This window comes from Haloferax profundi, from assembly GCF_001469865.1.
Taxonomy (GTDB): Archaea; Halobacteriota; Halobacteria; order Halobacteriales; family Haloferacaceae; genus Haloferax; species Haloferax profundi.
In genome coordinates, this window is sequence record NZ_LOPV01000227.1 from 1 (window position 1) to 2,352 (window position 2,352).

The 2,352-nt window shown below is 62.7% G+C and carries 2 protein-coding genes; both read left to right on the forward strand.

Features of this window, described 5'->3' with window-relative positions:
• Positions 1 to 838 (forward strand): oligopeptide/dipeptide ABC transporter ATP-binding protein (locus tag AUR66_RS23060; protein ID WP_157533076.1); only part of this gene is annotated, 838 nt, incomplete at its 5' end.
• A 134-nt stretch (positions 839 to 972) separates the two neighbouring features.
• A partial coding sequence (locus tag AUR66_RS11370; protein ID WP_058572519.1) for an ABC transporter substrate-binding protein occupies positions 973 to 2,352 on the forward strand: 1,380 nt, incomplete at its 3' end.

Sequence of the window (2,352 nt, forward strand, 5' to 3'; positions counted from 1 at the left end):
GTACGACCGCTATCCGCACGAACTCTCGGGTGGTCAGCGCCAGCGTGTCGGTATCGCTCGCGCCCTCGCCGTCGACCCGGACTTCATCGTCGCCGACGAACCCGTCTCGGCACTCGACGTGTCCGTGCAGGCGCAGATTCTCAACCTGCTCGAAGACCTCCAAGAGCGCTTCGGTCTGACCTACCTCTTCATCGCGCACGACCTCTCCGTCGTCCGGCACATCTCGGACCGTATCGCCGTGATGTACCTCGGCGAAATCGTCGAAGTCGCCCAGACCGACGAGTTGTTCGACGACCCGCGGCACCCCTACACGCAGGCGCTCTTGTCGGCGATTCCCGAACCGGACCCGGCGGCTTCGACGGACGACCGTATCATCCTCGAAGGCGACGTACCGAGTCCCATCAACCCGCCGTCGGGGTGCCACTTCCGGACGCGGTGTCCGCAGGTCATCCCGCCGGAAGACCTCGATATCGAACAGGCCGCGTACCGCGAAGTGATGGACCTCCGCCAACGGATCGAAAAGCAGAGCCTCGACGTCGCGACTGCGCGCGAAGAGGCGACGGAAGGCAGTGGACGAGAGGCAGCGACAGTGAGCGCAGACGGCGGCACCGCCGACCACGGCGCTGTCGTCGACGAACTCCGCGAGTCACACCTCTCGCACTCGTTGTCTCCCGAACTGGTCGAAGTCATCGACGAAGCGCTCGGGTACGTCGTCGACGACGACTGGGAACACGCCGCCGACGTGCTCCGCGACCAGTTCGAAAGTGTCTGTGAGCGGGACGCACCCGAACTCGGAACGGCCGACCACCCCGCGGCGTGCCACTTGTTGGATAACTAATCGGAAAACTACTCACATCCGAGGAAATCCCTTTTCGATAATTCCGGATATTTACCGGAGCGAGTCGCCGCTGTCTCTCATTCGCCGGCCGCTCGCTTCGTTATTTTTATAGGGTGTGATTGATAGTTACTCGTATGTCACAAGATGGCAATAGTGTCTCCCGACGCCGCTTCCTGAGCGCGGCGGGGACGGCCGCGGCCACCGCGGCACTCGCTGGTTGTACCGGCGGTAACGGCGAAGAGACGACCACCGAGGATACTGGTGGTGCCGATACGACCGAAACCGAGTCTAACGATGGTGGCAACGGCGACGACAGCGGGTCGCCGCAGGTCCTCCGTTACGGTCGTGGGAGCCACTCGCCCACGCTCGACTTCCAGAACAGTACGAGCGGTGAGGTTGCGAAGGTCACCGAGCAACTCTACGACACGCTCATCAACTTCGAACCGGGCAAGTCCACGCTGACGCAGGGACTCGCGACCGAGTACAGTCTCGAAGGCCAGACGGCCTCCATCACGCTCCGCGAAGGCGTGACGTTCCACAACGGTGAGGAGTTCACCGCACAGGACTTCGTCGCGACGTACCGCCGCTTCGTCGACTCCGACTACGAGTACTACGGTGGCGACGACTACGTCTCCGCCTACGGTCCGTTCACGCTCGGAGCCTGGATCGACGAGATTCAGGTCGACGGCGACTACTCGATGACGATTCAGCTGACCCAGACGTACGCGCCGTTCCTGCGCAACCTGGCGATGTTCGCGGCGGCCGTTCACTCCCAGGCTGCAATCGAGGAGTACGGCACGGACCTCAACAAGAACCCTGTCGGTACCGGTCCGTTCCAACTCGAGAACCTCGACGACGCGAACGAACTCATCCGTCTGTCGGCGAACCCCGACTACTGGGGCGACGGTCCGAACGTGGACGAAGTCGTCTTCGTCACCATCGGCCAGAACTCCACGCGTGCGCAGTCGCTCGCCAGCGGTGAACTCGACATCATCGACGGCCTCGGTGCGCAGTCGTCTATCCAGGTCGAGAACGCGAGCAACGCCGAACTCGTCCGAACCGAGGGTATCAACATCGGTTACATGGCGTTCAACATGGCGAGCCGTGAGGAGTTCCGCGACAAGCGCGTCCGCCAGGCAGTGAGCTACGCCATCAACACCGAAGCCATCGTCAACGAGATTTACTCCGGCTTCGCGACGCAGGCGAGCCAGCCACTCCCACCGAACGTCCTCGGTCACAACTCGGACCTCGACCCGTACCCGTACGACCCCGAGCAGGCACAGAGCCTCCTCGAAGAGGCCGGCTACGGTGACGGCTTCTCGTTCGAACTCGCGACGTTCCAGAACCCACGCGGGTACAACCCGTCGCCGATTCAGACCGCAGAGACTGTCGCGTCCAACCTCGGTGACATCGGCATCGAAGTCGACATCAACCAGCAGTCGTTCGGTCCGTTCCTCGAATACACGGCACAGGGCCGCCACGACGCCTGTTTCCTCGGTTGGTACACCGACAAC